We start from the raw sequence: 26,339 nt of genomic DNA on the forward strand, positions 1-26,339 counted from the left end.
ACCGTGGCCCCTCACCAGGAAGCCACCAGATACCGCTCTGACCTGTGGCTACAACACCGGCAGGTTCTTGCGCAGTTCGAAGGCCGTGACCTCGGAGCGGTACTCCTCCCACTCCTGCTTCTTGTTGCGCAGGAAGAAATCGTAGACGTGCTCGCCGAGGGTCTCCGCGACCAGTTCGGAGCGTTCCATGAGGTGGATCGCCTCGCCGAGGTTCTGCGGGAGGGGTTCGATGCCGAGGGCGCGGCGTTCGGCGTCGCGGAGGGCCCAGACGTCGTCGTCGGCGCCCGGCGGGAGTTCGTAGCCCTCCTCGATGCCCTTGAGGCCCGCGGCGAGCAGGACCGCGTAGGCCAGGTACGGGTTGGCGCCGGAGTCGAGGGAGCGGACCTCGACGCGGGCCGAGCCGGTCTTGCCGGGCTTGTACATGGGCACGCGGATGAGGGCCGAGCGGTTGTTGTGGCCCCAGCAGATGTACGAGGGGGCCTCGCCACCCGCGCCCGCGGTGCGCTCGGAGCCGCCCCAGATGCGCTTGTAGGAGTTGACCCACTGGTTGGTGACCGCGGAGATCTCGGCGGCGTGCTTCAGGAGGCCCGCGATGAAGGAGCGGCCGACCTTGGAGAGCTGGTACTCGGCGCCGGACTCGTAGAACGCGTTGCGGTCGCCCTCGAAGAGGGACAGGTGCGTGTGCATGCCGGAGCCGGGGTGCTCGGAGAACGGCTTCGGCATGAACGTCGCCTGGACGCCCTGCTCCAGGGCCACCTGCTTCATGACCAGGCGGAACGTCATGATGTTGTCCGCCGTGGAGAGCGCGTCCGCGTAGCGCAGGTCGATCTCCTGCTGCCCGGGCCCGCCCTCGTGGTGGCTGAACTCGACCGAGATGCCCATGGATTCGAGCATCGTGATGGCCTGGCGGCGGAAGTCCATGCCCACGTTCTGCGGGGTGTGGTCGAAGTAGCCGCTGGTGTCGGCGGGGGTGGGCCGCGAGCCGTCCAGGGGCCGGTCCTTCAGGAGGAAGAACTCGATCTCGGGGTGCGTGTAGAAGGTGAAGCCGAGGTCGGAGGTCTTGGCGAGGGCGCGCTTGAGGACGTAGCGCGGGTCGGCGAAGGACGGGGAGCCGTCCGGCATCAGGATGTCGCAGAACATCCGGGCCGTGCCGGGCGCCTCCGCGCGCCAGGGCAGCACCTGGAAGGTGGACGGGTCCGGCTTGGCGATCATGTCGGACTCGTAGACGCGGGCGAAGCCCTCGATCGCCGAGCCGTCGAAGCCGATGCCCTCGTCGAAGGCCTGCTCCAGCTCGGCGGGGGCGACCGCGACCGACTTCAGGAAGCCGAGTACGTCCGTGAACCACAGGCGCACGAACCGGATGTCGCGCTCCTCCAGAGTGCGGAGCACGAACTCCTGCTGCTTGTCCATCTCGACTTCCACCCATCCTTGCTGGTCGGAACCGGCTGCTCCCAAGCCATGGGACGTCGCCCCGGCACATGAGCATCCCACCACACGGTTTCACGCGCGTTGCGGCCGCTCATCGCCCATACTGCACGGTTCTCCGGAGGCGGTGACAGCCGCGTCGGACCATCCGCTTAAAGTGGTATCTCAGATGCAAGTTTTACGCGGGCCGGGCTCCGGTCCCGTGCGGAGCCGTGCCCCGGTCCCGCGGGGGACGGGGCGCCGCGCCGCGCGAGCCGGGACGCCCGTCCCGCGAGAGGAGGCACCTTGCTGTCCGACCAGTCCGCCGCCGCCGTCCGCGCCACGCTGCCCGCCGTCGGGGCCGCCATCGAGGACATCACCGCCCGCTTCTACGACCGGCTCTTCGCCGCCCACCCGGAGCTGCTCCGGGACCTCTTCAACCGCGGCAACCAGGCCGCGGGCACCCAGCGCCGGGCCCTCGCCGGGTCCATCGCCGCCTTCGCCGCGCACCTCGTGGACCGCCCGGACGAGCGGCCCGACGTGATGCTCGCCCGCATCGCGCACAAGCACGCGTCCCTGGGCGTCGCGCCCGGCCAGTACGAGACGGTCCACCGGCACCTCTTCGCCGCCATCGCCGAGGTCCTCGGCGACGCCGTCACGCCCCGGGTGGCGGCCGCCTGGGACGAGGTGTACTGGCTGATGGCGAACGCCCTCATCGCGATCGAAGCCCGCCTTTACGCCGAGCGGGGCAGTACGGCGGGCGATGACGCCCTGCGCGCGTGGGACGTGGTGGAGCGGATCGAGGAGACGGCGGACGTCGCCACCTTCCGGCTGCGCCCGGCCGACGGGACGCCCCCGCCCGCCTTCCGCGCGGGCCAGTACGTGTCCGTGCAGGTCGAGCTCGCGGACGGGGCCCGGCAGATACGCCAGTACAGCCTGTCAGGGCTGCCGGGCACGGACGTGCGGCAGATCAGCGTGAAGCGGGTCCGGGGCGGCGCCGGGCCCGACGGCGAGGTCTCCGCCCACCTCCACGCGCGCGTGGAGGTGGGCGACCGGCTGCGGATCTCCGCCCCCTACGGCGACCTCGTCCTCGACGACAGCGCCCTGCGCGGCCCGGGCGGCCACGCGCCCGCGCCGCTCCTCCTCGCCTCCGCGGGCATCGGCGTCACACCCATGGTCGCGATGCTCGAAGAGCTCGCGGCCGCCGGGCACCGGGGCCCGGTCACCGTCGTGCACGCCGACCGCTCCCCCGCCGACCACGCGCTGCGCGCCGCCCACCGCGCGTACGCGGACGCGCTGCCGGGCGCCACGGCCCACTTCTGGTACGAGCGCCCGGAGCCGGGCCACCCCGCCGACCGCACGGGCCGCGTGGACCTGACCGCCCTGCCGGTGCCGCCCGGCACGCACGCGTACCTGTGCGGGCCGCTGCCCTTCATGAAGGCCGTACGCTCCCAGCTCCTCGCCAAGGGGGTCGCGCCCGCCGCCGTCCACTACGAGGTCTTCGGCCCCGACCTGTGGCTCGCGAGCCCGAGCAGCAGCGGTCCCGTCGGCGAGGCCACGATGTCCGCGACGGTCAGCGGGTCGAGGGTGGCGTAGAACGCCTCCTGCGCGCGGCGCAGCGCGCCCCGCAGCCGGCACCCCGAGTTCAGCGGGCAGGGCGTCGCGCCGTCGCACTCCACGACGTCCCCGTCGCCCTCGAACTCGCGGACCAGCGTCCCGACGGACGCGGTGCGCCCCGCCTCGGTGAGCACGAGCCCGCCGCCCCTGCCGCGGCGGGCCTCGACGAGGCCGAGGTGCGTCAGGCGCGCGGCGACCTTCGCGGCGTGCGTGTAGGGAACGGCCATGTCCTCGGCCACCTGGCGGGTGGTGGGGGCGGTGCCGGTCGCGGGCGCGTCCCCGGGGCGGCGGCCCGACGCGTCCGCGACGGCCAGACGCATGAGCATGCGCAGGGCCAGGTCGGTGGAGTGCAGGAGCCGCATGTCGCGCAGCGTAGGGAATGCGCATGAGGGGTTCAAATTTTCGAGGCGGCGCGGCCTGCGGAGCGGCGGGGTCCGGCCCGGGGCGCGGCGGAATCCGGCCCGGGCTCCGGGAGGGGCACCCGTCCCCGCGCACGGTCGGCCGGATGGCGACGGTCAAGGGGCGCCGCCCGTGCTGGATTTGGGAGATTGGAAGAGCGGCCCTTCCGCTCGGCGGCACGCGGGCTACGATCAACGCACTCGCAACGCCCCCTGTTCGACCCATCCGATCCGTCCCTTTCCGCAGAAGGACACACCATGGGTTCCGCCAAGAAGACGAGCAGCGCCGAACGCAAGGCCCGAATAGCGGAGATGCGGCGCGCCGAAGTCGCCCGCGAGCGCCGCGCCCGCGCACTCACCATCACCCTGAGCGCGGTCATCGTCGCGGCACTCGGCATCGGCGGCTACTTCCTGGTCTCGCAGGCCGACGACGACGATGACTCGGGCAAGGCGGGCGACGCGGCGGCCGTGGCGCAGTTCACCAGGACCAAGGACGGCGAGAAGGTCTGGGACGCCAAGAAGCTGGGCCGCACCCACGTCGCGGGCAAGGTGAAGTACCCGGTGACGCCGCCGGTGGGCGGCAACCACAACCAGGTGTGGATGAACTGCAACGGCGACGTGTACCAGAACGAGATCCCGAACGAGAACGCCGTGCACTCCCTCGAACACGGCTCGGTCTGGGTGACGTACAACGACCAGGCGAAGCCCGCCGACCTGAAGAAGCTCGAGGCGAAGGTGAAGAAGACGCCGTACTCGCTGATGAGCCCGGTCAAGAAGCAGAAGGAGCCGCTGCTGCTCACGGCCTGGGGCCACCAGCGGGCGATCACGGGCGCGGACGACGCGAAGGTCGGCTCGTTCTTCTCCACGTTCGTCCAGGGCAAGCAGACCCCCGAGCCGGGTGCCGCCTGCACCAACGGCAAGGGGCAGTGACACGTCCGTGAGGACGGGGATGGGGCAGTGATGAAGCGCAGCGACTGGCTGACCGGCGCCGTCCTGGGCGCGGTGCTCGCGGCGGGCGGCATCACGGCCGCGGTGGCCGCCGACGACGAGCCCTCCGGCTCGGGCTCCCGTGCCGACGGCGTGCCGTCGAGCACCTCCGCGGACGCGGGCTTCGCCCGCGACATGTCCGTGCACCACCAGCAGGCCGTGGAGATGTCGTACATCGTCCGCGACCGCACGAAGAACGAGGAGATCCGCAGGCTCGCGTACGACATCGCGCAGACCCAGGCCAACCAGCGCGGCATGATGCTCGGCTGGCTCGACCTGTGGGAGCTGCCCAAGGTGTCCGAGGACGCGCCCATGAAGTGGATGGGCATGGGCGACGCCCCGGCGGGCGACGACGGCGCGCTGATGCCCGGGATGGCGACGAACGCGCAGATGAAGCGGCTCGGCAAGCTCAACGGCCGCAAGGCGGAGATCTCCTACCTGCGGCTGATGACCGCCCACCACAAGGGCGGAATCCACATGGCGCAGGGGTGCGTGGAGCGCTGCGCGGTGCCGGTCGAGCGGCGGCTCGCGCAGGGGATGGTGGAGTCCCAGGAGTCCGAGGTCAAGCTGATGGCGGACCTCCTGAAGGCCCGGGGCGCGAAGCCTTAGCCCTCCGACAGCGCCAGGGGTCCGGCCCCTGGGCGGCCCGGACCCAGAGCGACCCGGACCCACTGCGGCGCCCACGGCGGCTCGGGCCCGGAGCGGCCCTGGCCCACGGCGGCCCGGATCCATTGCGCCCCCCCGGCCCGCTGCGGCCTGGACCTACTGCGGCCCGGATCCAGAACGGCCTGGCCCCACTCAGGCCCAGGCCCACTGCGGCTCGGACCCACGGCAGCCCGGACCCAGAGCGACCCCGGCCCACGGCGGCCTGGACCCTCTGCGGACCAGGCCCATTGCAGCCCAGGCCCATCGCGGTCCGGCCCCAGAGCGACCCGAGCCTGTTGCGGCCCGGACCCATGGTGACCCGGGCCCATAGCGGCCCGGACCCACTGCGGACCGGGCCCAGGTCAGCCTGCCCGCCACGTCACGCGCGGTGGGCGCACCGCCGCGCACAGCGGCATTCCCGCGCCGTCCGTGAGCCCCAGCTCGGCGACGCCCGCCCCGGCCGCGAGCACGTCCTCGGGGAGGTCCGCGAAGAACAGCTTGGCGCGGCGGAACATCGCGAAGTCACCGCCGGGCGGCAGCTCACCCCACGTCAGGTAGAAGAACCGCTCGCCCCGCTTGCCCTGCGCGTACGGACCCTTGAAGTCGGGCGTGCCGTCAGGTGCGGGGGCCATCGCCACCTCGAACTCCCACACCGCCTCGGGCGCGTCCCCGCGGACCGGGCCCTCGGGCTCCCTGCCCCGCTGCACCGCCACGTGCACGTCCCGGAACTCCCCGCACTCCGCCCCCGGCAACTCCCGCCCCACCACCCGCAACACCAGCTTCTGAGTCATGCCCTCCATGGCACCACGCCCCTCTGACAACGCCCCCTCCCCACCGCTGCCGGGGCGGGTTTCTCCCGCCCGCTCACCCGTATCGCCTCGGTGTTGCCGGGTCCGGGTCCGGCGCGGTGCGGTCGCGGCTGGGTGGGTGGTGCCGCCGCTGCCGCAGCGGGTTTCTCCCACCCGCCCACCCGTTTCGCCTCGGCCTTGCCGGGTCCGGGCCCGGCGCGCTGTGCTTGCGGGTGGTGCCTTATGGGCTGCCGTCCTGGGTGGGGGTGGGTGGGTGGGACTGTCCCGGCGGCGCGCAGCGCGGCCTTTGGTGCCGGGGTCTGGGGGCAGGCTGTGCCTTCGAGGCGGTGGGGTGCGAGGCGTTGCGGGGCCTGGCTGGGGCGGGAGGCGCCCGCGCAAGGTGCTCCGCGGGCTCCCGCCCCGGGCGGGGACCGTCCCGGCCGCGCGCAGCGCGGCGCCACGGGCCCCGCCCGCTGTGGGCAATCGTCCCGCAAGGCGAGTGGGGCATCCCCTGCTCGAGCGAAGCCGAGAGCTTGGGAACGGGTGGGCACAGCCCCAGGTGCCGAGCAACCGTGCAGCGGAGCCCGGCGCGGAGCGCGGCTGGTGCCCCGCGGGCTCCCGCCCCGGGCGGGGGGCAGCAGTGGGCGTCGCCGCCCCGGCTACCGCGTGGCCAGGATCGTCGTGGCAACCTCGTGGGGGCGGTCGCGCATCAGGAGGTGGCCCGCGGGGCGGAGGGCCTGGAAGGACGCCCCGAGGGACGCCGCGAGGGCGCGCTGCCGGGACACCCAGCGGCTCGCGCCCGCAGGGCCCGCGGCGAGCACCGCCACCGGCACGTCCGGCAGCGCGGCCTCCCGCCTGAGCAGGGCGAGTTCGTGCGCCACGTCGCCGTACGTCACGTACTCGACGAGTCCGGCCCGCCACACCCGGCTCACCCCGTACACCGCCCGCGGCCCCCGCGGCACGCCCCCGCCCCGCAACAGGGGCCCGAGAGCCCGCGGCACCCCGAGCGCGCCGAGGACCGCCCCGCCCGCGCGCGCCCCCGCGACCCGCGCCCCGCGCGCGGGCAGCGCCCGCGTCCGCTCCTCCACGCTGGAGTCGACGAGGACGAGCCCGGCCACCCGCCCCGGCCACCCCCGCGCGAACGCCTCCGCGTGGAACCCCGCGAGCGAGTGCCCGACGACCGTCACGGCCCGCTCCCCCAGCCCCACGGCGTCCAGGACACGGGCGACGCGCCGCGCCTCCCCCGCCAGCGTGGGCACCCCGCGCGCGGGCCCGCTGCGGCCGAGCCCGGGCCGGTCGAAGCGGACGACGGTGCGGGCGGGGGCGAGCAGCTCGACCACCGGGTCCCACTCGAACCACGCGAGCCCGAGCCCCGCGCTGAGCACGCACACGGGGCCGTCCCCGGTCACGTCCACGTGGTGCGGGACCCCGTCGATCCGTACGAACACCCTCCCGGTCACCTCCGCCGTCGTACGAGGACGAGCCACGCCAGGCCCACCAGCCACAGGGCGATCGCGAGCACCTGGAGCCGCTGACCGATGCCGAGCCCCCACGTGCCGTGCCCGGCGTCGAGGGCGAAGACGCCCGCGAGGGTCCAGACGGTGGCGGCGAGCTCGACGGCCACGAGCACCGCGAGCACCGTCCGCTGCCGCGCCCCGCCCGCGCCCGCACGGCGTACGGCCGCCGTCAGGAGCACCATCCCCACCAGCGCCCCGGCCACGGCCACGCTGCTGCTGACCGCGTGCGCGGAGTGCGTGGCGGGCACGAGCCCGGCCCGCTCGCGCGCGAGGCACGCCGCGTCCACGGTGGGCGCGCAGCTCAGCGGAAGGCGCGCGTCGGCCGCCGTGGCCGCGCCGAAGAGGACGAGCCCGGCCCAGCCGAGGGCCGACAGGGCGCGGACGCGCGGCACGGCGGTACGGCACCGCAGCCGCGCCAGGCCGCCCAGGGCCCCCGCGCACACCAGCACGCCCGCGGCGAAGTCCACCGCCCGGAAGAAGGCCCCGTACGGCTGGTCCTCGGCGGCGAGCTCGCTCACGTACGTCCGGAGCGGCGAGAGTCCGGTCGGCAGGACCGCTTCGAGGGTCCACGAGGTGTACGCGGCGGCGCCGAGGACCAGGAGCGCGGCCACGGCCACGCGCACGGCGCGGGGCGCTTCGGTGTCTCGGGGCGTGGGGGACATACGCGTCTTGAGGCTAGTTGAGGGCATTCGCGCCCTGGTGGTCGGGGTGGATCCACTCCGGTTTGCGCAACTTGAGGAAGGCGACCGGCGCGGCCACGCCGATCGCGAGCAGCCCGCCGCCGACGATCATCAGATAGCGCCACAGCGGCGCGTCGCCGAACTGGTCCGGCGGCACGAAGCCGATGCAGAGCGCGCACGCCGAGGCGACGAAGCCGACCCCGGCGACGAGCGTGACGGCGGGCACCACGAAGCCGCGCTCGACGTGCGGCTGGGTGCGGCGCAGCCGCACCACGGCCACGAACATCAGCAGGTACGCGATGAGGTAGATCTGCACGGTGATCACCGAGAACATCCAGTACGCGCTGGAGACGTCGTCGCTGAACGCGTACAGGACGCCGATCAGGGTGGTGATCACACCCTGCGCGATCATGATGTTCAGGGGCACGCCGTGCTTGTTGAAGCGCTGCAGGAACGGCGGCAGATAGCCCTCCTGCCGGGCCAGCGTCACCAGGCCCTTGGCGGGCCCCGCGAGCCACGTCAGCATGCCGCCGAGCGCGGCCATGACGAGCATGATCCCGACGACCTTCGTCATCCAGCCGATGTGGAAGTGGTCGAAGAACGCCTGGAAGGCCTGCATGAGCCCGGCGGTGAGGCTGAGCTGCTCGGACGGCATGACCCAGCTGATGGCCAGGGCCGGAACGACGAAGATCAGCAGGACGAGACCGGTGGCCAGGAAGATCGACCGCGGGTACTCCGCGCGCGGGTGCCGCAGCGACGACACGTGGACGCCGTTCATCTCCATGCCGGCGTACGACAGGAAGTTGTTGACGATGAGCACGAGGCTGGCCAGGCCCGTCCACGGCGGCAGCCAGTGGTCGGCGGTCATGGGCGCGGCGGGCTCGTTGCCCTGCCCCAGGAAGACGAGGCCGAGGGCGACGAGCACGACGCCGGGGATGAGCGTGCCGATCACGAGCCCCAGGGACGAGAGGCCCGCCACGGTCTTGGTGCCGCGCGAGGTGATCCACACCCCGGTCCAGTAGATGACGACGATGACGATGGCTACGTAGAGGCCGTCCTCGGCGAGGCTCGGATGGACGACGTACGCGAACGTCGAGGCCACGTACGCGAGCAGGCTCGGGTAGTACGCGATGGTCATCGCGAACTGGCACCACACCGCGACGAATCCGAGCGGCTTGCCGAGCGCCTCGCTCACCCACCGGTAGATGCCGCCCGTCCATCCGGAGGCCAGCTCCGCGCCGACGAGGGCCGTGGGCAGCAGGAAGACCACGGCGGGCAGGAGGTACAGGAAGACGGCGGCGAGGCCGTAGATGGCCATGGCGGGCGAGGGCCGCAGGCTCGCCACGGAGGCGGTGGTCATCAGGGCGAGCGTCACCCAGGAGATGAACTGCCGTGAGGTCCCGGTGTCCTCCCCGAACTCCGCGGCCCCGGCGTCACCGGCCTTCGCGGCCGCCGCGGCCTGTTCGGCCGCCGTCGTCTCGCCCGCGCTCTGTCCGGGCTTGTCCGTAGTCGTCATGGGTTCATGATCAATGTTTCTCGCGGGCCCCGCACATCGCCCCATACCGGGGAGGGGTAGGCTCCCGCCCATGACCCCGAAGCAACTGCCCACGAGCGCGAGCGGATTCCTGCTCCTCGTGGCGCTGTTGTTCGGCATCGTGACGATGCACACGTTGGGGCATCCGCAGGAGCACGGGGGCGGCTCGACGCCCTCGGCCCACGCGCGCGTGGCGGACGCCACGGGGCCCGGGACTCGGGGCACCGGGGCGGACCCTGTCACGCATGCGGGGTCCGGGCCCGCGGCCGGGACCCAGGCCGCCCCGCGCGCGGGCGCCGGGCCCGTGGCCGGGAAACAGGCCGCCCCCCGCGCGGGCGCCGGGCCCCTGACCACGAACCACGTCGTCACGCGCGCGGGCATCGGTCCCGTGGCCGCGCATCAGGCCGTCCCGCACACGGGCACCGACCCCATGGCCGCGGGCCCCACCGTCACGCACCCGGACGTCGGACCCATGACCGCGAGTCAGGCCACCCCGCATCCGGGCGCCGGGCCCCTGGCCATGAGCCACATCGTCACGGACGGGGACGTCGGGCCGCCCATGGCCGTGCGTCAGGCCGTCCCGCACTCAGGGGCCGAGCCCCTGACCGCGCGTCACGCCGTCGCCCGTGCGGCCTCCCCGCCCGGTTCTCCTTCCCACGGCACCGGCATGGACCCGATGTCCGTGTGCCTGGCCGTCCTGGGCGGGGCCCTCGTGCTCGCGCTGTTCGGCGCGGTGGCGGCGCGGCCGCCGGTGGCCGCGCCCGTCCTGCTGCCCGCCGGGCTCCGGGCCGCGCCGTGGCCCGAGCCGCCCCCGCCGCGCGCGCTCCTCGCCCGGCTCTCCGTGCTGCGGATCTAGGCCGCCGTACCGGCTGCTTCGCGCTGCCCGTGCCGCGGTGGGAACCTCCGGGGCCGGAGCGGTGTACCAGAAGCAGCAGACGCGCCCTTCTGCACGCACCACTCAGTACGGACGAGGTGTATCCAGTCATGCGCACCCACACCGAGCGCACCCCGCACACATCGCGCCGAGCCCTGCTCGGCGCCGCCCTCGCCACCGCCGGAGCCGGGCTCGTCACGGCCTGCTCCAGCGGCGGCTCGCACTCCGGCCACGGCGGCCGGGGCGGCCCTTCGGCCGGTTCGAAGGGCTATGTGACGCCCTCCGGCCCCGAGGTCGCCGCCGCCGAGAAGAAGCGTCCGGGCGGCGGCCGCCTGCGCGAGCTGAAGCTCATGGCCATGCCCGCGACGCTCGACCTGGGCGGCCCCACGGTCAGGTCCTGGGCGTACGGCGACGCGCTGCCCGGCAAGGAGATCCGCGCGACAGCGGGCGACACGCTCTCGCTCACCCTCGCCAACCACCTCCCGCAGCCCACGAGCCTGCACTGGCACGGCCTCGCCCTGCGCAACGACATGGACGGCGTCCCCGCCCTCACCCAGCGGGACATCAAGCCCGGCGCCGCCTTCACATACCGCTTCAAGGTCCCGCACCCGGGCACCTACTGGTTCCACCCGCACTCCGGCACCCAGCAGGACCGGGGGCTGTACGCACCCTTGATCATCGACGACCCCCAGGAGCCCCTGGCGTACGACAAGGAGTGGGTCGTCGTCCTCGACGACTGGGTCGACGGCGTCGACGGCTCCACCCCCGACGCGGTCCTCGCGGAGCTGCGGGGCGGCATGGACATGGGCGGAGGCATGGACCACGGGGGCGGCATGGACCACGGCGGGTCGGGGGGCTCCGGCGGGTCCGGCGGCTCGGACGGCTCCGGCAGCAGTGGCGGCTCGGGGCACGCGGGGCACATGTCCCGCACCGCCCTGACCGGCTCCGCGAAGCCCTCCCCCGAGCCCACCCCCAAGGGACCGTCCCGCATGCTCATGGGCTCCACCAGCGACATCCTCGGCCGGGACGCGGGTGACGTGGCCTATCCCCACTATTTGATCAACGGCCGCACCCCCGAGGCCCCCACCTCCTTCCGCGCCCGCCCCGGCGACCGCATCCGGCTGCGCCTGATCAACGCGGGCGGTGACACCGCCTTCCGGGTGGCCCTCGGCGGCCACGAGCTGACGGTCACGCACGCCGACGGCTTCCCGGTGCGGCACCAGAAGGCCGACGCCCTGCTCATCGGCATGGGCGAGCGGTACGACGTCCTGGTCACCGCCAAGGACGGCGTCTTCCCGTTGACCGCCGTGGCCGAGGGGAAGAAGGCGGCGGCCCGGGCGGTGCTCCGCACGGGCGGCGGCCGCGCCCCGTCACCGTCGGCGCGCCCCAAGGAGCTCAAGGGACGCGTGGTGCTCGCCGAGCGGCTCACCGCGGACGACTCCGTGGCCCTCAGGCCCGGCGACCCCGACCGCACCATCAAGATCCGGCTGACGGGAGGCATGGAGAAATACGACTGGGCCTTCGACAAGCAGCCCTACGCACCGGATCAGCGGCACCCGGTGCGCGCCGGTGAGCGCGTGCGCCTGGAGTTCAGCAACTCCACGTCGATGTGGCACCCCCTCCATCTGCACGGCCACACCTTCGCCCTGGCGAGCGCCCCCGGGCGCCCCCGCAAGGACACCGCGATCGTGCTGCCGAACGGCCGCCTGACGGTGGACTTCGAAGCCGACAACCCGGGCCTGTGGATGATCCACTGTCACAACGTGTACCACGCGGAGGCAGGAATGATGACCGTCCTCGGCTACCGCTCCTGACCCAGGTCAGAGCCGTGACGCAAGGTCTCCGGGCGGCCGCCGGCCGGCCGTCCCGGGGGCATCGCGTCGGGTTGACGATTACACTGGGGCCGTGCCTCAACTACGCCTTGCGCTGAATCAGATCGACTCCACCGTCGGCGACCTCACCAAGAACGCGGACGCGGTCCTCCGCTGGACCCGGCACTCCGCCGAACAGGGCGCGCACCTCGTCGCGTTCCCGGAGATGGCACTCACCGGTTATCCGGTGGAGGACCTCGCCCTGCGTTCCTCCTTCGTGGAGGCGTCCCGTCAGGCCCTGCGCGCGCTCGCGGTCCGCATCCACGACGAGGGCCTGGGCGAACTGCCCGTCGTCGTCGGCTATCTGGACCGCAGCGACGAGGCCAAGCCGCGCTACGGCCAGCCCGCCGGAGCCCCGCGCAACGCGGCGGCCGTGCTGCACCGCGGCGAGGTGGCGCTCACCTTCTCCAAGCACCATCTGCCCAACTACGGCGTCTTCGACGAGTTCCGCTACTTCGTCCCCGGCGAGACGCTCCCGGTCGTCCGCGTGCACGGCGTCGACGTGGCGCTCGCGATCTGCGAGGACCTGTGGCAGGACGGCGGCCGCGTCCCGGCGACCCGCACGGCCGGGGCCGGGCTCCTGCTGTCCATCAACGCGTCCCCGTACGAGCAGAACAAGGACGACCAGCGGCTCGAACTGGTCCGCAAGCGGGCGCAGGAGGCCGGTTGCACCACCGCCTACCTGGCGATGACGGGCGGTCAGGACGAGCTGGTCTTCGACGGCGACTCGATCGTCGTCGACAAGGACGGCGAGGTCGTCGCGCGGGCCCCGCAGTTCGCCGAGGGCTGCGTGGTGCTCGACCTGGAGCTGCCCGCGGCCGCCGCGCAGGCGCCGTCGGGCGTCGTCGACGACGGGCTGCGCATCGAGCACGTCACGCTCTCCGCCGAGCCGCTCGCACCGTACGAGGCCGAGCACACCGGCACGTACGCGGAGCGCCTCGACGACGACGAGGAGGTCTACTCGGCCCTCGTCGTCGGCCTGCGCGCGTACGTCCAGAAGAACGGCTTCCGCTCCGTGCTCATCGGGCTCTCCGGAGGCATCGACTCGGCGCTCACGGCCGCCCTGGCCTGCGACGCGCTCGGCGCGGAGAACGTGTACGGGGTCGCGATGCCCTCCCGGTACTCCTCCGAGCACTCGATCGCCGACGCGGCGGAGCTGGCGCGGCGCACCGGCCTCCACTTCCGCACCGTGGCGATCGCGCCGATGTTCGACGCGTACATGGAGTCCCTCGGGCTCACCGGGCTCGCCGAGGAGAACCTCCAGTCGCGGCTGCGCGGCACGATGCTCATGGCGCTCTCCAACCAGGAGGGCCACATCGTGCTCGCGCCGGGCAACAAGTCCGAGCTGGCGGTGGGCTATTCGACGCTTTACGGCGACTCCGTCGGGGCGTACGGACCCATCAAGGACGTCTACAAGACCTCGGTCTTCCGGCTCGCGAAGTGGCGCAACCGGGCCGCCGCCGAGCGCGGCGGGACCCCGCCGATCCCCGAGAACTCCATCAGCAAGCCGCCGAGCGCGGAGCTGCGGCCCGACCAGGTGGACACGGACTCGCTGCCGGACTATCCCGTCCTCGACGCGATCCTGGAACGGTACGTGGACCGGGACGAGGGCGCCGACGCGGTCGCCGCCGCGGGCTTCGACGCGGAGCTCGTCGTGCGGACGCTGCGGATGGTGGACACCGCCGAGTACAAGCGGCGGCAGTACCCGCCGGGCACCAAGATCTCCCCCAAGGGCTTCGGCAAGGACCGGCGGCTGCCGATCACCAACGCGTGGCGCGAACGCCTCTAGCCCCCGGCGGGCCGCACCTCCCCACCGCTACCGCGGCGGGGCCCCCTCCCCGGGCCCGGCCCCCGCGGGGCTGCGACCCCCGCCGCCACGGTGGGACGACACCGCCGCTGCCGCGGCGGCCTTCCCTCCCACCCGCCCACCCGAAACTCCCCGGCTGCGCGAGGCGGGGCCCGACGCGGGGCGCTGCGGGTGGGTGGGCGACACCGCCACGCCCGCGCCCGGCCGGGCTTTACCTGCTGCCCTTGGGTGGGGGCGGGTGGGTGGGACTGTCCCGGCTGCGCGCAGCGCGGTGACGCCCCGTGGGTGCTCGCGCGCGCGGTGACGCCGCTCGGCGCTGACGGCAGGGCTCCCCCTCCAACCCGCCCCAGGGTGGGGCCTTCCCAACCGTGCCCCGGGTGGGGGCGGGTGGGTGGGGCTGTCCTCGCTGCGCGTAGCGCGGCGGGGCGTGCGGGGCTCACGCCGGCCACGCGGTGACGCCCGGTGCAGGTGGCCAGAGCCCCCGCACCCGGCCCAGGGTGGGGCCTCCCAGCTGTGCCGGGGCGGGTGCCGCGGTGGTGCCAGGCACGGGCAGGGGCACGGCCCCGGCGCGCGGCGGGGTGTCAGTGGCGGGTCCGCTCGCGAGGGGACGCGGCGGTGCCGGTGATGACCCGGCCCGGGGACGTCGACGGCGCGCGGCGGAGGTCTTCGGCGTAGGCGATCGCCGCGACACCGAGGCCGAGGACGGCGAGGGCCGCGCCGGCGAGGGCGGGGGACGTGACGCCGAAGCCCGCCGCGAGGGCGAGGCCGCCGATCCACGCGCCACCGGCGTTCGCGAGGTTGAACGCGGCCTGGTTGGCGGAGGAGGCGAGCGAAGGCGCCGCGGCGGCCTTCTCCATGACCATGAGCTGGAGGGGCGATCCGGTGGTGAAGGCGGCCATGCCGAGGAGGGTCACGCCGACGGCGGCGCTCCACTCGGCCTTCATGAAGAGCGGGAAGAGGAGGAGGACCAGGGCGAGGGAAGCCAGGCCGCCGAAGAGGGTGCCGCGCAGGGCGTGGTCGGCGAGCCGCCCGCCGAGCAGGTTGCCCGCGGTGGCGCCGACGCCGAAGAGCGCGAGCAGCAGCGTCACGCTGGCCTCGGCGAACCCCGCGGAGTCGGTGAGCATCGGCGTGACGTAGCTGTAGGCGGCGAAGAGCGCCCCGAAGCCCGCGACGGTCGTACCGAGCGCGAGCCACACGGGCAGCGAGCCGAGTGCCCGCAGCTCGCCGCGCAGGCCCGCGCCCTCGCCGTGGCCGTGGTCGGCGGGGACGAGCAGCGCGAGGGCGGCGATGGCGGCGAGCCCGATCGCGCTCACGGCGAGGAACGTGGCGCGCCAGCCGAGCTGCTGCCCCATGAGCGTGGCGATGGGGACGCCGACGACGTTGGCGACGGTGAGCCCGAGGAACATCAGGGACACCGACCGCGCCTTGCGCTCGGGCGCGACGAGCCCGGTGGCGACGACCGCGCCGACGCCGAAGAACGCCCCGTGCGGCAGTCCGCTGAGGAAGCGGGCGGCGAGGAGCAGGTGGTAGTCCGAGGCCGCGGCCGAGAGCGCGTTGCCGACGACGAAGAGGACCATGAGGCCGATCAGGACGCGGCGCCGGGGCAGCCGCGCGGTGACGGCGGCGAGCAGCGGGGCGCCGATGACGACACCGAGCGCGTACGCGGACACGAGGTGTCCGGCGGTGGGTATGGATATGTCCAGGTCGTCGGCGACGTTGGGCAGCAGGCCCATCATCACGAACTCGGTCGTGCCGATGCCGAAGGCGCCCACGGCGAGGGCGAGCAGGGCCAGGGGCATGGAGACGTATTACCTTCCGAACGGCCCGTACGAGGGCAGGGGGACAGCTCGTACGAGGGCAGGGAGCGATCAGGGGAATCGTTAAGTTCATGTGCGGAACAAAGAAGCCCGCATCCAGTATTCCGCCCGAGCGTTCCGCGAGGTTACGGGCGCGTGGCCGTCAGAGGTCGACGCTCGCCGCCACCGGCAGATGGTCGCTGTCCGTGCGCGACAGCGTCCAGGACGACACCGGCTCGACGCCCTTGACCATGATCTGGTCGATGCGGGCCATCGGGAACGACGCGGGCCAGCTGAAGCCGAAGCCGTCGCCCGCGGCGCCCTGCGTGGAGCGCATCTGGGAGGTGACGGCGTTCAGGGCGCGGTCGTTCATCGTGCCGTTCAGGTCGCCGAGCAGGATGACCTTGCCGATCTTCTCGCGGGAGATGGCCTCGCCGAGCGCGTCGGCGCTGTCGTCGCGCTGGCCCGCGGTGAAGCCCGCGTCGAGCTTGACCCGCACCGACGGCAGGTGGGCGACGTAGAACGCCACCTCGCCCTTGGGCGTGTGCACGGTCGTCCGCATGGCCCGGGTCCAGCCCAGCTTGATGTCGACGGGCTTGGTCGCGGTCAGCGGGTACTTGCTCCACAGCCCGACGGTGCCCTGCACCGAGTGGTACTTGTACGTGCCCGCCAGGGCCTTCTCGTACGTGGGGACCGCGGCGGAGGTGAGCTCCTCCAGGGCGATGACGTCCGCGCCGGACGCGGCGACGTCACGGGCGGTCGAGGCCGGGTCGGGGTTGTCCGCGTTCACGTTGTGCGTGGCCACGGTGAGGTCGCCGCCGCTGCCCGACTTGTCGGTGACGAGGCCGCCGAAGGCGTCGAGCCAGACGATCACCGGGAGCAGCAGGGTGATGAGGGCGGTCGCGGACTTGCGGACGACGGCGATGACGAGGAGCACGGGGATGAAGAGGCCGAGCCACGGCAGGAACGTCTCGGTGAGACTGCCGAGGTTGCCCACGCCGTTCGGGATCTGGGCGTGCACGAGCATCACCAGACCGATCACGACCGCGAATCCGGCCGTGACGAGTCCGCGCCGCCAGATGCCGGGGTCACCCCGCCAGCCGTCGACGAAACGCCGCAGCGGGGAGCCCTGGCGCTCGGGCCGCGAGCTGCCGCTGTCCGTCTCCGCCTTGTACGCCTGCGCCATACTTTCGTCGCCTCACTGACTGCCGTGCACACCGTCCCCCGCCCCTGAACCCTAGGCGATGATCGGGTGTCGTCCCCGCCGTCCGTGGACGGCCCTACGGACCCGAGGACGAGCGGGGGCGCACGACAGGTTCCGGATGCGCCCCCAGGGTCCGCACTCTGTGACGAAACGCGCATATTGCCTGCGAGTTCAGGGCTGCTCGGGGCGACACGCTAACACCCCGGACCCCTCTCGGGGGCTCACTCGGAGGGGCGCAGTCCGTCGAGGACCAGGTCGACCACGCGCTCCGGCAGGTCCTCGTCGAGGGGGGCGTCGGAGCGCATGACGGTACGGACCAGCATGGGGCCGACGAACAGCTCGTGGGCGAGCGCGATGTCGACGTCCGCGCGCAGCTCGCCGTTCTCCTGGCCCCGGCGCAGGACGTCGTGGGTGCGGCGGCGCTGCGGCTCGATGACCGTCGCGTGGTACGCGTCCCAGAGCTTGGGCAGGGTCTTCATTTGCGCGAAGACGTTGTGCAGGATCGCCGACGCGCGCAGGTTCAGACCGCGACGGCGGATCTGCTCCAGGAGGACGACGAGGTCGTCGCGCATGGAGGTGCCGGGCAGGACGGCGGGCGGGGCCTCCAGGGTGCGCAGGACGTCGACGAAGATCTCTTCCTTGCCGCTCCAGCGGCGGTAGATGGTGGCCTTGCCGACGCCCGCGGTGCGGGCGATGCGCTCGATGGACAGCTCGGCGAGGGGGGTGCCCTCCTCGATGAGCCGGATGACGCCCTCCAGGATCGACCGCTCCACGGCCTCGCTGCGGGGGCGGCCGCGGGTGGCTCGGGTGGGGCTCTGCTCCACGGTGTCGACTCCTCTGCGGTTGAGCGGCTGGGCCCATTTTCCCTGGCCCGGCAGTCCGGCGTGCCCCCTTGCCGCGGGCCTCGCCCACACCCTTGCGCCGACGGCCCGGGGCGGCTGGGGCTGTGCCCACCCGTTCCGCCCCTGGCGGACCGGCTGCCCACAGCGGGAACCGCCCGCTGTGGGCCATCGCCGCCGGGCGCTACCGGCCGGTGGCGGCGGGCTCCCGGTCGAGGGGTTCGGCGGGGGCGGGCGCGGCGGAGGCCGGGGGCTTGCCCGGGAGGAACAGGGCCACGACCAGGACGCCCACCAGGGCGACGCCCGCGCCGCACAGGGCGGTGACGTGCATCGCGTGCAGGAAGGAGTCGTTGGCGGCGGAGACCAGGCCCTCGCCGCGCGGCCCGAGCCGCGCGGCCGCGCCGAGGGTCGCCTCGATGGACTCGCCCGCCGTGTGCCGCATCCCCGCGGGCAGGAGCCGCATCTCGTCCTCCACGCCGCCCCGGTACGCCGCGGAGAGCACGGACCCGAGCACCGCGATGCCGAGCGCGCCGCCGACCTGGCGGAAGGTGTTGCTGAGCGCGGACGCGGAGCCGGCCTTCTCGCGCGGCAGCGCCTGCATGATGACGACGCTGGTGGGCGTCATGATGTGCGCCATCCCGGTGCCCATGAGGAAGAAGACGACCTCCAGGACCCAGATCGGCGTGTCCGAGTCGAAGATCGTGAACGCGGCGAGGGTCACGGCGATGACGGAGAGCCCGCCCACACAGGTGGCCCGCACCCCGAACCGGTCGACGACGTGCCGCGCCCGCGGCGCGAAGATCAGCTGCGCGGCGGCGAGCGGCAGCATGAGGAGTCCGGTCTGCAGCGGCGTGTAGCCGCGCACGCTCTGGGTGTAGAAGACCGAGAAGAACGTGACGCCCATCAGCGCGAAGAAGACGAGCGCGATCGCGGTGATCGCCGCCGAGAAGACGCGGTTCTTGAAGTACGAGATGTCGATGGACGGGTGGTCGGCGCGCTTCTCGTACCAGACGAAGCCGACGAGTACGGCGAGCCCGGCGAGGATGGTCGCGAGCACGGCCGGGTCGGTGAAGTCGGCCAGCTGACCGCCCTTGATGATGCCGTAGACGAGCAGCACGAGGCCGATCACGGACAGGACGACGCCGACCAGGTCGATCCGGCCGGGCTTCGGGTCCTTGGAGTCCGGTACGAGGACGACCATGAGGATCAGCGCGACGATCACGATCGGCACGTTGATGAGGAAGACCGAGCCCCACCAGAAGTGGTCGAGCAGGACGCCGCCGGTGATCGGGCCGATGGCGACGGCGAGTCCGACGCCCGCCGCCCAGATGCCGATGGCCTTGGGCTGCTCCTCGCGCTCGAAGACGTTCATGAGGACGGCGAGCGTGGCAGGCATCACGAAGGCGGCGCCGAGGCCCATCACCCCGCGGAACGCGATGAGCTCGACGGGCGAGCCGGACTGGGCGGCGAGCGCGGAGCCGATGCCGAACACCGCGAGCCCGGCGAGCAGCACCTTCTTGCGGCCGACGCGGTCGCCGAGCAGGCCCGCGGTGAAGAGCAGACCGGCGAAGACGAGCGTGTAGGAGTTGATGGCCCACTCCAGCTCGCCCTGGGTGGCGCCGAGGCCGGTGGGTGCGGGCGTGGAGATGGTCTTGATCGCGACGTTCAGGATGGAGTTGTCCAGGACGACGATCAGCAGGCTGAGCATCAGGACGCCGAGGATCGCCCAGCGGCGCCGGTGGACGGCCTCGGGTATCCGGGACGTGCCGGGGACGGCAGGTGTTGTCATGCTTCGACCTTAGCCACATTCCGATACGAGACCGTCTCGTATTGGAAAGGCTTTGCCAGCCTTTTCCCGGAAGGACACCCAGGAACACCCACGTCCGTCGCACGCCTCCAAAACGGCTGAAAAGAACCCCTCTAGCGCCCGGGCGGCACGCGATGCCACCATGGACGTGATCCGGGGACGCCGTCAGGGCGCCTCGAGACGACAGAAGGAGCCGTTGCGATGACGCAGCTTTCGGCTGCCCAGAGCCCTGCCCGGAACGGGCGGAAGACCGACAGCGGCAAGACGCTGTACGGCGGCAAGGGCACACGCCGCATCACGGTCCGCGACATCACCGCAGCCAAGGAGCGCGGCGAGAAGTGGCCCATGCTCACCGCGTACGACGCGATGACCGCGTCCGTCTTCGACGAGTCCGGGATCCCGGTCATGCTCGTCGGCGACTCGGCGGGCAACTGCCACCTGGGGTACGACACCACCGTGCCCGTCACCCTCGACGAGATCACCATGCTCTCGGCGGCCGTCGTACGGGGCACGAGCCGCGCCCTGATCGTCGCCGACCTGCCGTTCGGCTCGTACCAGGAAGGGCCGGTCCAGGCCCTGCGGTCCGCGACGCGCCTGGTCAAGGAGGCGGGCGTCGGCGCGGTCAAGCTGGAGGGCGGCGAGCGCTCGCTGGCCCAGACCGAGCTGCTCGTGCAGTCCGGCATCCCGGTCATGTCCCATCTGGGCCTCACGCCGCAGTCCGTGCACACCATGGGCTACCGCGTCCAGGGCCGCAGCGAGGAGGCGGCGCACCAGCTGGTGCGCGACGCCAAGGCCGCCGAGGCCGCGGGCGCCTTCGCCGTGGTGCTCGAACTCGTACCGGCCGAGCTCGCCGCCGAGGTCACCCGCTCGCTGCACATCCCGACCGTCGGCATCGGCGCGGGCGTCGACTGCGACGCGCAGGTCCTGGTGTGGACGGACATGCTGGGCCTCACCGGCGGGAAGATGCCGCGCTTCGTGAAGCAGTACGCCGATCTGCGCGGGGTGATGGGCGACGCCGCGAAGGCGTTCGCCGAGGACGTGGTCGGCGGGGCGTTCCCGGCCGCGGAGCACTCCGTCCGCTAGTCCGGAGCGCCGACCGGCGTTCCTTTCGAGCCACTGTGGCACTGACGGCAGCCCGCCGACCGTCCCCCGTCGGCGGGCTGCCGGCCCCGGCAGAGTGGATCTGTCAGCTTTCTGTCGGTTCTCCGTGGGTGTCCATCGGTGTCTGTCGGTGCCGCTGTCGTCCGCCTGTAGGAAATCTGTCGGCGCGTTGTCGGTGGCGGCTGCTCTCATGTAGGGCATGACACGCATCGAGAACACCCCCCAACGGGGAGCGAGCGGCACGGCGAGTGCCGTCTCGGTACGGGGGCTGGTCAAGCACTACGGCGAGACCAAGGCGCTGGACGGCGTCGACCTGGACGTCCGCGAGGGCACCGTCCTCGGCGTCCTGGGGCCCAACGGCGCCGGCAAGACCACGCTCGTACGCTGCCTCTCCACCCTGATCACCCCCGACTCCGGCAGCGCCGTCGTCGCGGGCTACGACGTGCTGCGCCAGCCGCGCCAGCTGCGCCGCGTCATCGGCCTCACCGGCCAGTACGCCTCGGTGGACGAGAAGCTCTCGGGCTACGACAACCTGTACATGATCGGGCGGCTGCTCGACCTGCCCCGCAAGGAGGCCCGCACGCGGGCCCACGCCCTCCTGGAGCGCTTCTCCCTCACGGAGGCCGCCAAGCGCCCGGTGCGGACGTACTCCGGCGGCATGCGCCGCCGCCTCGACCTCGCGGCGTCGATGATCGGCAGCCCGGCCGTGCTCTATCTGGACGAGCCCACCACGGGCCTCGACCCGCGCACGCGCAACGAGGTCTGGGACGAGGTCCGGCGCATGGTCCGCGAGGACGGCGTCACCGTCCTGCTCACCACCCAGTACATGGAGGAGGCCGAGCAGCTCGCCGGCGAGCTCACGGTCATCGACCGCGGCCGGGTCGTCGCGGGCGGCAGCATCGGCGAGCTGAAGGCGAAGGTCGGCGGCCGCACCCTGCGGATCCGCCCGGCCGACCCGGCGCAGCTGCGCCCCACGGCACACGCGCTCGACGAGGCGGGCCTGACCGGCCTCGCCACCACGACCGTGGACACCGAGAACGGCACGGTCCTCGTGCCGATCCTCAGCGACGAACAGCTCACGGCGGTCGTCGGCGTGCTCAGCGCGCGCGGCATCACACTCGCCGACATCGCCACCGAACTGCCCAGCCTGGACGAGGTGTTCCTGTCCCTGACCGGCCACAAGGCCGGCCTCACGGACGACGCCGCGACCACCGAGTACGAGGAGGTCGCCGCATGAGCGCGACCGCAGTCAAGGCGCCCCCCGCGCCCCCGAGCCAGGCCGTCCCGCTCACGGACCGGGCCGACACCCGCATCGGCCTGCGCGCGTTCGTGCGGCACACCGGCGCCCTGGTGCGCCGCAATCTGCTGTGGATCAAGCAGGACGTGGAGTCGATGTTCGACGCCGTCCTGATGCCGATCGTCTTCACGCTCCTGTTCGTGTACGTCTTCGGCGGCTCCGTCGGCCAGGCGCTCGGCGGCGGCCGCGAGGAGTACATCCAGTACGTCATCCCCGGTCTGATGGCCATGATGGGGATGAACATGGCCATGGGTGTGGGCACCGGCTTCAACCAGGACTTCCAGACCGGTGTGATGGACCGCTTCCGGTCGCTGCCGATCGGGCGCTCCTCGGTCATGATCGCCAAGATCGTGGTCGAGCTCATGCGCATGCTGGTCGCCACCGGGATCCTCTTCATCGTCGCCCTGTGCATCGGCTTCTCCGTGGAGAGCGTCCCCGGTCTGCTCGCGGCCGTCGGCCTCGCCATGGTCTTCGGCATAGGCCTGATGTGGATCTTCCTCACCATGGGCGTCGTGATGAAGAGCGCCCAGGCCATCCAGGGAATGGGATTCCTGGTGCTCCTTCCGCTGCAGTTCGGCTCGTCGATCTTCGCGCCGACCGACTCCATGCCCGGCTGGCTCCAGGCGTTCACGGACTACAACCCGCTGTCGTCCCTCGCGGACGCCGCGCGCGGCCTGATGAACGGCGGCCTGCCGGTGGCCCACGACATCTGGGTGACGCTGATCTGGTCGGTGGGCCTGACGGCGGTCATGGCGCCGATCGCGATCCACAAGTTCCGTACGAAGACGTGACGTCGGCGGCGCCCGCCCCGCGAGGGCGTCACAGACCCGCTGCCGCGACGGCCTCCTCCCAGGCGAGGCCGTCGCCCTCGGCGTACGCGGCGGCGTAGGCCGCGTCGCCGAGGGGCGTGCGGACCGCGTGCTCGGCGGCCGTGCGCACCTCCCGCTCGAAGACGGTCCGTACGTGGCCGGGCGGCAGCTGTCCGTCGGCCACCGCAAGGAGGCGCGCCGCGACGGCGGCCCGGCCCGGGTCGGTGCGGGCGAGCGCGTGGGCCACGGTCCCCAGATGGACGGCGAGCAGCTGCGGGGCCACGATCTGCGACAGCGGGTCGGCGGCCTTCTCCAGGGTCGCGCGGGCGCCCGCGAGCACGCCCTCGTAGTGGCCCTCGATGGTGTCGAGCCAGGCGCTGACGGCGAGCACCGTGCCGTCGAAGACGGCGAAGCCGACCGCCTTGAACTCCTTGCGCAGCAGCATCAGCTGGTCGCGGGCCTCGCGGACCCGGCCGCGCATGCCGAGCAGTCCGATGAGGAAGATGCGGGCGGCGGGCAGCGCCCCGTCGAGGCGGCCCACGCTGTCGTCCACGACGCGCCGCAGCAGCCGCTCGCCGCGCTCGGTCTCGCCCAGTTCGACGAAGACCGCGCCGAGCCGGGCCGTCAGGAGGGACACCTGGGTCTTGGCGCCGAGCGCCTCGGCGTGGGCGATGGCGGCCGCGAAGTCCTCGGCGGCGCGCGGGAAGGCGCCGCGCCGCTCATGTGCCTCGGCGCGCGAGGACAGCGCCTCGGCCATGCCCCAGGTGTCGCCGAGCCGGGTGAAGATCTCCAGGGCCTCGTCGGCGTCCTGCCAGGCGTCGCCCGCCCAGTCGACGCGGTTGGCCAGGACGTTGGCCCGCCACTGCAGGGCCCCGGCCAGCTCCCAGGTGTAGCCGAAGTCGCGGCAGGCGGCGACGGTCCGGTCCACGATCTCCCGGACCCGCAGGACGTCGCCGCTCAGCAGGACGGCGTAGAACCACAGGCTCCCGGGGTTCCGACAGGTCTGCGGCAGGCCCGGCCGGTAGGCCTCGCGGATGGCGCGCAGCTTCTCCTCGGCCCGGGGGGTCTGCCAGGCGTCCGGGTCCATGTCCATGCAGGACATGTGCACCAGGTGCACCCCGCGCCGGGCCTCCTGGAGCACCTCGGGCCGCATCGGCGGCGGGGCGTCGGTGCAGCGCTCGTGCAGCGGCTCCACCGGCGCGACCGGCTCCGCGAACGGGTCGGGCCCCAGCGCCATCACCTCGCGGGACCAGTGTCTGACCTCGGTGCGCAGGTCCCGCATCAGCCAGAACCACGACAGGGAGTGCACCAGGCACAGCGCCTCGTGCTCGTCGCGGGCGGCGACGGCGCGGCGCAGCGCGGTGCGCAGGTTCTCGTACTCGTTCTCCAGGACCGAGACGGCCGCGCGCTGGCCGTGGCCGCGCAGCTCGGGGTCGGTGCGCCGGGCCAGCTCCCGGAAGTGGGTGAGGTGCGCGCGCTCGGTCGCGGCCCGCTCCCCCGACTCGTCGAGCCGCTCGACGGCGTACTCGTAGACGGTCTCGAGGAGGCGGTAGCGCATGCCGCCGCCCGCGGCCGAAGGGGCGGCCACCACCAGGGACTTGTCGACGAGGGAGCCGAGCAGGTCGGGCACGTCGCGCGGGTCGACCTCGACGTCCCCGGCCCCGGGGGCGGCGCACACCGCCTCCGCCGCGGCGAGGTCGCAGCCGCCCGCGCAGACCGCGAGGCGGCGCAGGACGGCCCGCTCGGAGCGGTCGAGGATGTCCCAGGACCAGTCGACGACGGCGCGCAGGGTCTGCTGGCGCGGCAGGACCGTGCGGGCGCCGTTCGTCAGGAGCCGGAAGCGGTCGTCGAGGCGGTCGGCGATCTGGCGCGGCGTGAGCATCCGAAGGCGGGCCGCCGCCAGCTCGATGGCCAGCGGGAGCCCGTCGAGCCGCGCGCAGATCTCGGCGGCGGCCTCCGGGTCGTCCGTCACCCGGAAGCCCGGGCGCGCCGCCTGCCCCCGGTCGGCGAGCAGCCGCAGGGCGAAGGGCTCCGGCAGCGGGCCGACGGGGCGCAGCGCCTCGCCGGGGACGCCGAGGGGTTCGCGGCTGGTGGCGAGGACGGTCAGGCCGGGGCAGGCCGCGAGGAGCCGCTCCGCGAGGTGGGCGGCGCCGTCGATGACGTGCTCGCAGTTGTCGAGGATGAGCAGCATCCGGCGCGGCGCGCAGTACTCGGTGAGCCTGAGGACCGGGTCGTCGCCGAGCCGCTCCGCCGCCGCGCGCAGCTCCTCCGCGCCCGCGCCGCGCAGCACGGTCTCGCGGGCGCCGAGCGCGGTGAGCACGGCCTCCGGCACGCCCTCCGGGTCGTCCAGGGGCGCGAGTTCGGCGAGCCACACCCCGTCCGGGGGCTCGATCCCCTCGGCGGCCTCCTGGGAGAGCCGGGTCTTGCCGGCCCCGCCAGGACCGACCAGGGTGACGAGCCGGGCCCGCCGCAGGTCCTCCCGGATGGCGTCGATGTCGCCCGCGCGGCCGACGAAGGAGGTGAGCCGGACGCGGAGGTTGCCGGGGGCGGCCGCTCCCGGCGCCCGCGCGGCGCCCGCCCGCTCCTCGCCCGCGCGCTCCTGCGGGGCGGCGGGCCCGGCGTGGTCCGCAGCCGCGCCGGGGCGCAGCAACTCCTCGTGCAGGGCGCGCAGTTCGGGCCCCGGGTCGGTGCCGAGGCGGTCTGCGAGGAGGCGGCGGACGTCGTCGTAGGCGGCGAGGGCCTCCGCGGCGCGGCCCGCCGCGCGCAGGGCGCGCAGGCGCAGCGCCTGGAGCGGCTCGTCGAGCGGGTGTGTGTCGCACAGGGCGGTGATCTCGGGCAGGGCGTCCTCGGCCCGGCCGAGGGCGACGGCCGCCGCGAGACGGGCGCGCCGGGCCTCCAGGCGCCGGGCCGCCCAGCGGGAGGCGTGCGCGGCGTGGTCCGGCAGATCGGCGAAGGCGTCCCCGTGCCAGAGCGCGAGCGCGTCGTCGAGGACGACGGCCGCCTTGGCCGGGTCGCCGTCGGCGAGGGCGCGCGTGCCCTCGCCGACGAGGCGCTCGAAGCGGTGCGCGTCCACGTCGTCGGGCGCCGCCCGCAGTTGGTAGCCGCCGTTCACCGAGGCGACGGCCTCCGCGCCGAGCGCCCGGCGCAGCCGGCCCACCAGGGCCTGCAGCGCGCCGGCGGCGTCGGCCGGGGTCTGGTCGCCCCACACCTCGTCGACCAGGACGGCCACCGGGACGGTCCGCCCCGGCCGCAGCGCGAGCGCCGCGAGCAGGGCACGCAGTCGGGCACCACCGACGGCGGCGAGGGTGCCGTCGGGGCGCAGGGCCCGGGTGATGCCTAGAACGCGATATCGCACGCCCCCATT

Annotated in this window: 20 protein-coding genes; 9 read left to right on the plus strand and 11 right to left on the minus strand. The window is 73.5% G+C overall.

Going from position 1 to position 26,339, the window contains the following annotated elements:
- Nucleotides 1-48: 48 nt before the first annotated feature.
- Nucleotides 49-1,410 (minus strand): type I glutamate--ammonia ligase, encoded by a 1,362-nt coding sequence (gene glnA, locus MQV74_RS13360; protein WP_138966394.1) that lies wholly within the window; start codon nucleotides 1,408-1,410, stop codon nucleotides 49-51.
- 300 nt (nucleotides 1,411-1,710) lie between these two features.
- Here glnA and MQV74_RS13365 point away from each other — a divergent pair, with 300 nt between their 5' ends.
- Complete coding sequence (locus MQV74_RS13365) at nucleotides 1,711-3,000, plus strand: globin domain-containing protein (RefSeq protein WP_242717303.1); 1,290 nt, start codon at nucleotides 1,711-1,713, stop codon at nucleotides 2,998-3,000.
- On the opposite strand, the gene MQV74_RS13370 is transcribed toward MQV74_RS13365, so the two are convergent.
- A complete protein-coding gene (locus tag MQV74_RS13370; RefSeq protein WP_242717305.1) occupies nucleotides 2,895-3,383 on the minus strand; it encodes an RrF2 family transcriptional regulator in 489 nt (162 codons plus the stop codon). The two genes, MQV74_RS13365 and MQV74_RS13370, sit on opposite strands and share 106 nt — an antisense overlap.
- Nucleotides 3,384-3,677: 294 nt before the next feature.
- Between MQV74_RS13370 and MQV74_RS13375 the strand changes: the two genes are divergently transcribed.
- Nucleotides 3,678-4,349 carry a DUF3105 domain-containing protein gene (locus tag MQV74_RS13375; protein ID WP_242717307.1) on the plus strand — a complete coding sequence of 224 codons (672 nt, stop codon included), beginning with the start codon at nucleotides 3,678-3,680 and terminating at the stop codon, nucleotides 4,347-4,349.
- A 30-nt stretch (nucleotides 4,350-4,379) separates the two neighbouring features.
- On the plus strand, nucleotides 4,380-5,015 hold the full coding sequence (locus MQV74_RS13380; RefSeq protein WP_242717309.1) for a DUF305 domain-containing protein: 636 nt from the start codon (nucleotides 4,380-4,382) through the stop codon (nucleotides 5,013-5,015).
- 398 nt (nucleotides 5,016-5,413) lie between these two features.
- On the opposite strand, the gene MQV74_RS13385 is transcribed toward MQV74_RS13380, so the two are convergent.
- The 4 genes from MQV74_RS13385 to MQV74_RS13400 all read right to left on the minus strand — a co-directional run bounded on the left by MQV74_RS13385 (nucleotide 5,414) and on the right by MQV74_RS13400 (nucleotide 9,552).
- Nucleotides 5,414-5,842, minus strand: coding sequence for a DUF5990 family protein (locus MQV74_RS13385; RefSeq protein ID WP_242717310.1), 429 nt, complete (start codon nucleotides 5,840-5,842; stop codon nucleotides 5,414-5,416).
- Nucleotides 5,843-6,498: 656 nt separating this feature from the next.
- A complete protein-coding gene (locus MQV74_RS13390) occupies nucleotides 6,499-7,299 on the minus strand; it encodes an alpha/beta fold hydrolase (RefSeq protein WP_242717312.1) in 801 nt (266 codons plus the stop codon).
- Complete coding sequence (locus MQV74_RS13395; protein ID WP_242717314.1) at nucleotides 7,296-8,018, minus strand: DUF998 domain-containing protein; 723 nt, start codon at nucleotides 8,016-8,018, stop codon at nucleotides 7,296-7,298. The genes MQV74_RS13390 and MQV74_RS13395 overlap by 4 nt, the downstream gene beginning before the upstream one ends.
- Nucleotides 8,019-8,031: 13 nt before the next feature.
- A complete protein-coding gene (locus MQV74_RS13400; protein ID WP_242717316.1) occupies nucleotides 8,032-9,552 on the minus strand; it encodes an APC family permease in 1,521 nt (506 codons plus the stop codon).
- Nucleotides 9,553-9,622: 70 nt separating this feature from the next.
- Between MQV74_RS13400 and MQV74_RS13405 the strand changes: the two genes are divergently transcribed.
- The 3 genes from MQV74_RS13405 to MQV74_RS13415 all read left to right on the plus strand — a co-directional run bounded on the left by MQV74_RS13405 (nucleotide 9,623) and on the right by MQV74_RS13415 (nucleotide 14,104).
- Nucleotides 9,623-10,426, plus strand: a complete 804-nt coding sequence (locus tag MQV74_RS13405) for a hypothetical protein (protein ID WP_242717318.1) — start codon at nucleotides 9,623-9,625, stop codon at nucleotides 10,424-10,426.
- A 128-nt stretch (nucleotides 10,427-10,554) separates the two neighbouring features.
- A complete protein-coding gene (locus MQV74_RS13410; RefSeq protein WP_242717320.1) occupies nucleotides 10,555-12,258 on the plus strand; it encodes a multicopper oxidase family protein in 1,704 nt (567 codons plus the stop codon).
- Between the two features lie 91 nt (nucleotides 12,259-12,349).
- Nucleotides 12,350-14,104: an NAD+ synthase gene (locus tag MQV74_RS13415; protein ID WP_242717321.1), complete on the plus strand. Its 1,755-nt coding sequence runs from the start codon at nucleotides 12,350-12,352 to the stop codon at nucleotides 14,102-14,104.
- Between the two features lie 599 nt (nucleotides 14,105-14,703).
- Here the strand turns inward: MQV74_RS13415 and MQV74_RS13420 are convergent.
- From MQV74_RS13420 to MQV74_RS13435, 4 genes are all read right to left on the minus strand, one after another.
- Complete coding sequence (locus MQV74_RS13420) at nucleotides 14,704-15,921, minus strand: MFS transporter (RefSeq protein ID WP_242717323.1); 1,218 nt, start codon at nucleotides 15,919-15,921, stop codon at nucleotides 14,704-14,706.
- A gap of 160 nt (nucleotides 15,922-16,081) precedes the next feature.
- Nucleotides 16,082-17,104 (minus strand): endonuclease/exonuclease/phosphatase family protein, encoded by a 1,023-nt coding sequence (locus MQV74_RS13425; RefSeq protein WP_242717325.1) that lies wholly within the window; start codon nucleotides 17,102-17,104, stop codon nucleotides 16,082-16,084.
- Between the two features lie 239 nt (nucleotides 17,105-17,343).
- Nucleotides 17,344-17,946: a TetR/AcrR family transcriptional regulator gene (locus MQV74_RS13430; RefSeq protein ID WP_242717327.1), complete on the minus strand. Its 603-nt coding sequence runs from the start codon at nucleotides 17,944-17,946 to the stop codon at nucleotides 17,344-17,346.
- A 199-nt stretch (nucleotides 17,947-18,145) separates the two neighbouring features.
- Nucleotides 18,146-19,750 carry a DHA2 family efflux MFS transporter permease subunit gene (locus tag MQV74_RS13435; protein WP_242717329.1) on the minus strand — a complete coding sequence of 535 codons (1,605 nt, stop codon included), beginning with the start codon at nucleotides 19,748-19,750 and terminating at the stop codon, nucleotides 18,146-18,148.
- A gap of 219 nt (nucleotides 19,751-19,969) precedes the next feature.
- Between MQV74_RS13435 and panB the strand changes: the two genes are divergently transcribed.
- From panB to MQV74_RS13450, 3 genes are all read left to right on the plus strand, one after another.
- A complete protein-coding gene (gene panB / locus MQV74_RS13440; RefSeq protein WP_242717331.1) occupies nucleotides 19,970-20,851 on the plus strand; it encodes a 3-methyl-2-oxobutanoate hydroxymethyltransferase in 882 nt (293 codons plus the stop codon).
- A gap of 217 nt (nucleotides 20,852-21,068) precedes the next feature.
- Nucleotides 21,069-22,106, plus strand: a complete 1,038-nt coding sequence (locus MQV74_RS13445) for an ATP-binding cassette domain-containing protein (RefSeq protein WP_242717333.1) — start codon at nucleotides 21,069-21,071, stop codon at nucleotides 22,104-22,106.
- Nucleotides 22,103-22,957: an ABC transporter permease gene (locus MQV74_RS13450; protein ID WP_242717335.1), complete on the plus strand. Its 855-nt coding sequence runs from the start codon at nucleotides 22,103-22,105 to the stop codon at nucleotides 22,955-22,957. Before MQV74_RS13445 ends, MQV74_RS13450 begins: the two co-directional genes overlap by 4 nt.
- A gap of 28 nt (nucleotides 22,958-22,985) precedes the next feature.
- Here MQV74_RS13450 and MQV74_RS13455 read toward each other — a convergent pair whose 3' ends face one another.
- A complete protein-coding gene (locus MQV74_RS13455; RefSeq protein ID WP_242717337.1) occupies nucleotides 22,986-26,330 on the minus strand; it encodes an AfsR/SARP family transcriptional regulator in 3,345 nt (1,114 codons plus the stop codon).
- Nucleotides 26,331-26,339 lie beyond the last annotated feature (9 nt).

The sequence above is a fragment of the Streptomyces sp. AN091965 genome (genome assembly GCF_022698285.1).
GTDB lineage: Bacteria > Actinomycetota > Actinomycetes > Streptomycetales > Streptomycetaceae > Streptomyces.

What these genes read in the sequence shown, in the direction of transcription:
- glnA (WP_138966394.1), bottom strand. Translation starts at nt 1,410, where the DNA reads ATGGACAAGCAGCAGGAGTTCGTGCTCCGCACTCTGGAGGAGCGCGAC.
- MQV74_RS13370 (WP_242717305.1), bottom strand. Translation starts at nt 3,383, where the DNA reads ATGCGGCTCCTGCACTCCACCGACCTGGCCCTGCGCATGCTCATGCGT.
- MQV74_RS13375 (WP_242717307.1), top strand. Translation starts at nt 3,678, where the DNA reads ATGGGTTCCGCCAAGAAGACGAGCAGCGCCGAACGCAAGGCCCGAATA.
- MQV74_RS13380 (WP_242717309.1), top strand. Translation starts at nt 4,380, where the DNA reads ATGAAGCGCAGCGACTGGCTGACCGGCGCCGTCCTGGGCGCGGTGCTC.
- MQV74_RS13385 (WP_242717310.1), bottom strand. Translation starts at nt 5,842, where the DNA reads ATGACTCAGAAGCTGGTGTTGCGGGTGGTGGGGCGGGAGTTGCCGGGG.
- MQV74_RS13395 (WP_242717314.1), bottom strand. Translation starts at nt 8,018, where the DNA reads ATGTCCCCCACGCCCCGAGACACCGAAGCGCCCCGCGCCGTGCGCGTG.
- MQV74_RS13400 (WP_242717316.1), bottom strand. Translation starts at nt 9,552, where the DNA reads ATGACGACTACGGACAAGCCCGGACAGAGCGCGGGCGAGACGACGGCG.
- MQV74_RS13405 (WP_242717318.1), top strand. Translation starts at nt 9,623, where the DNA reads ATGACCCCGAAGCAACTGCCCACGAGCGCGAGCGGATTCCTGCTCCTC.
- MQV74_RS13410 (WP_242717320.1), top strand. Translation starts at nt 10,555, where the DNA reads ATGCGCACCCACACCGAGCGCACCCCGCACACATCGCGCCGAGCCCTG.
- MQV74_RS13420 (WP_242717323.1), bottom strand. Translation starts at nt 15,921, where the DNA reads ATGCCCCTGGCCCTGCTCGCCCTCGCCGTGGGCGCCTTCGGCATCGGC.
- MQV74_RS13425 (WP_242717325.1), bottom strand. Translation starts at nt 17,104, where the DNA reads ATGGCGCAGGCGTACAAGGCGGAGACGGACAGCGGCAGCTCGCGGCCC.
- MQV74_RS13435 (WP_242717329.1), bottom strand. Translation starts at nt 19,750, where the DNA reads ATGACAACACCTGCCGTCCCCGGCACGTCCCGGATACCCGAGGCCGTC.
- panB (WP_242717331.1), top strand. Translation starts at nt 19,970, where the DNA reads ATGACGCAGCTTTCGGCTGCCCAGAGCCCTGCCCGGAACGGGCGGAAG.
- MQV74_RS13445 (WP_242717333.1), top strand. Translation starts at nt 21,069, where the DNA reads ATGACACGCATCGAGAACACCCCCCAACGGGGAGCGAGCGGCACGGCG.
- MQV74_RS13450 (WP_242717335.1), top strand. Translation starts at nt 22,103, where the DNA reads ATGAGCGCGACCGCAGTCAAGGCGCCCCCCGCGCCCCCGAGCCAGGCC.